Origin of the sequence: Bacillus sp. 7884-1, assembly GCF_002272245.1 — a bacterium.
GTDB lineage: Bacteria > Bacillota > Bacilli > Bacillales > Cytobacillaceae > Neobacillus.
Genome location: NZ_NPDD01000086.1, coordinates 1 through 2,403, shown reverse-complemented (window position 1 = coordinate 2,403; position 2,403 = coordinate 1). Strand labels below are relative to the sequence as shown.

Sequence of the window (2,403 nt, the reverse complement as noted above, 5' to 3'; positions counted from 1 at the left end):
CTAAAAGCAACATTTACCTTTTACACAGCCTAATAATTATAAGCTTGAGAATTCTTCTACAAGGGCTCCAAACTTTTTCATGGCATTTTCTATTGGTTCTGCAGTGGTTAAATCTACTCCTGTCTTCTTTAACAACTCGAGTGGATAATCACAGCTTCCGCTCTTTAAAAAGTTAAGGTAGGATTGTAATGTTTCTTTATCCCCTTCAAGTATTTTCGTTGCCAAATGAATTGCAGAGGCAAAACCAGTTGCGTACTTATAGACGTAAAAAGGTCGATAGAAATGAGGAATTCTTGACCAGCCAAATTTCACTTCATCGTCAAAAACTACCTCATCCCCATTGTATTCCCTGAACAACGCTTCATAGGTTTTATTAAACACCTCGACATTTAATGGGGTACCTTTTTCTGCCAGCTCATGAGTGATTTTCTCAAATTCTGCAAACATGACTTGGGTAAAGAATGTTCCCTTAAATTGGTCAATGAAATGATTTAATAGATGCTTCCTTATTTCAAGATTCTTTTCTGTGTTTAATAAATAATTAATCAGCAAAATTTCGTTGACCGTGGAAGCCACTTCTGCGACAAAAATACTATAACGAGCCGTAATTTGAGGCTGATGCTGCGCGCTTAATTTACTATGGACCCCATGACCACACTCATGGGCAAGCGTAAATAAACTGTCCAAATCATCTTGGTGATTTAATAATATAAATGGATGAACCCCGTATATCCCCAAATTATAGGCACCTGAGCGCTTACCAGGAGTTTCACGGACATCAATATACCTGGCATCCTTGAATTCTTTAAGTATGGATACATATTCTTCCCCAAGAGGACCAAGAGCTTTTATCATGGTTTCATATGCTTCCTCATATGGTATGACTTGTTTTACACCCTGTACCAGAGGAACGGACATATCATACTGCCTAAGTTCATCTAGCTGCAGCTTCTGCTTGCGGATTTCGGAATACCTGTGAAGCGGTGCGATATTTTTTTTCGTTTCAGTTATCAGGTTCTCATATACTTCCTTCGGTACCATATCACCGAAAAGCGCTTTTTCTAATGCTGATGGATATTTCCTAATTTTTGCTAAGGTGACGTTATTTTTGATTGCTGCTGAAAGAGTGCTCGCTATGGAATTCTTTAATTCAACATATGGCTTATAATAGGCTTTATAAGCTTCTCCCCGTCTTTCCCGGTCTTCATCCTCGATTAATTTCGAGTACATCCCTCTTGTTAACTGAACCTTTTCACCATTGTTATTGGTTACTTCGCCAAACTTAATATCTGCATTATTGATCATCCCAAAGGTTGTACTTGGAGCAGACAGTGCTTCGCCTAATTGTGATAAAACTTCTTCCTGATCTTTACTAAGGACATGTGTCTTATATCGAAAGGATTCATATAAATCCTCTTCAAAGTACTTAAGACCTTCCTCTTCTGCAATAAAGCTTCTTAAGGTTTCATTATCTAAACCTAATAGGTATGGCATAAAAAACGATGTTGATGAACTAACCTTCACACTTAGTCCTTTGGCACGGTCTAATAATGATTGTGAACTAGTTTCCCTTGTATCCTCATCTACCCTCAGCATGGCATAAGCATAGACATGATTAAATGTATACGATAATTCCTCTCTTTGTTTCAAGTATTGATAAAGACTCTTACCATCCTGAATGGCTCCATCAAATTGCTTCAGTTTATCAGCCATTTTTTCAACAAGCTGAAGATCGTTTTCCCATTTGGTTAAATCGGAATAAATGTCTTCAAGGCTCCATTTTTCATTTACTGGTACATCATTTCTAGAAGTATATACTGCCATTTGTTTCCTCCTTAGAGTAATTTATTAATAGTAAATATTCAAATCACACTGGTTCTAGACCTATTCTGATTTTTTCAAAAAGTCCCTTTTATACACGATAAAAGCACCTTTATTAGGTGCTTTTTACCTTATCTTATTTATCCCTATGATTGCAATGTAAGAAACTGATTAAATCGATGATTGGATTTACAATGTGGGCATCTAACCATAATTTCAACATCAATGATGTGTAAAGCTCCATTGTTGGCAATATTATTTTTTAAGACTACCACTTGATCAGTTAATACTTTACCCTTATAGATTGATGACAAATTCTCTACATTTTTCTCTCCACTAACGATTGCAGCATATTCAAAGTCCTTACTGCATAAAATGCACGACTTCTCACCTGTAACAACATGATTTGTAGCAGCCATTTGTAATTTCATTTGTCCCATCTCCCATCTGTCCTACATCCATTCGACAATCAAAGGAGACTTTCCTTCTAAATTTTTATGTATTTAAAAAATTCATATTTTGGACATCTTTAATATAAAGGCTCTGTTATACTTGTCTGTTGATTTGTGCTCCAGGCGCTTC

2 protein-coding genes are annotated in these 2,403 nt (G+C 36.3%); both read right to left on the bottom strand.

Going from position 1 to position 2,403, the window contains the following annotated elements; genetic code table 11:
* Positions 1 to 36: 36 nt before the first annotated feature.
* Positions 37 to 1,824 carry an oligoendopeptidase F gene (pepF, locus tag CHI06_RS11410; RefSeq protein ID WP_095248677.1) on the bottom strand — a complete coding sequence of 596 codons (1,788 nt, stop codon included), beginning with the start codon at positions 1,822 to 1,824 and terminating at the stop codon, positions 37 to 39.
* 143 nt (positions 1,825 to 1,967) lie between these two features.
* Positions 1,968 to 2,252: a hypothetical protein gene (locus CHI06_RS11405; protein WP_095248676.1), complete on the bottom strand. Its 285-nt coding sequence runs from the start codon at positions 2,250 to 2,252 to the stop codon at positions 1,968 to 1,970.
* Positions 2,253 to 2,403 lie beyond the last annotated feature (151 nt).

What these genes read in the sequence shown, in the direction of transcription:
- pepF (WP_095248677.1), bottom strand. Translation starts at nt 1,824, where the DNA reads ATGGCAGTATATACTTCTAGAAATGATGTACCAGTAAATGAAAAATGG.
- CHI06_RS11405 (WP_095248676.1), bottom strand. Translation starts at nt 2,252, where the DNA reads ATGAAATTACAAATGGCTGCTACAAATCATGTTGTTACAGGTGAGAAG.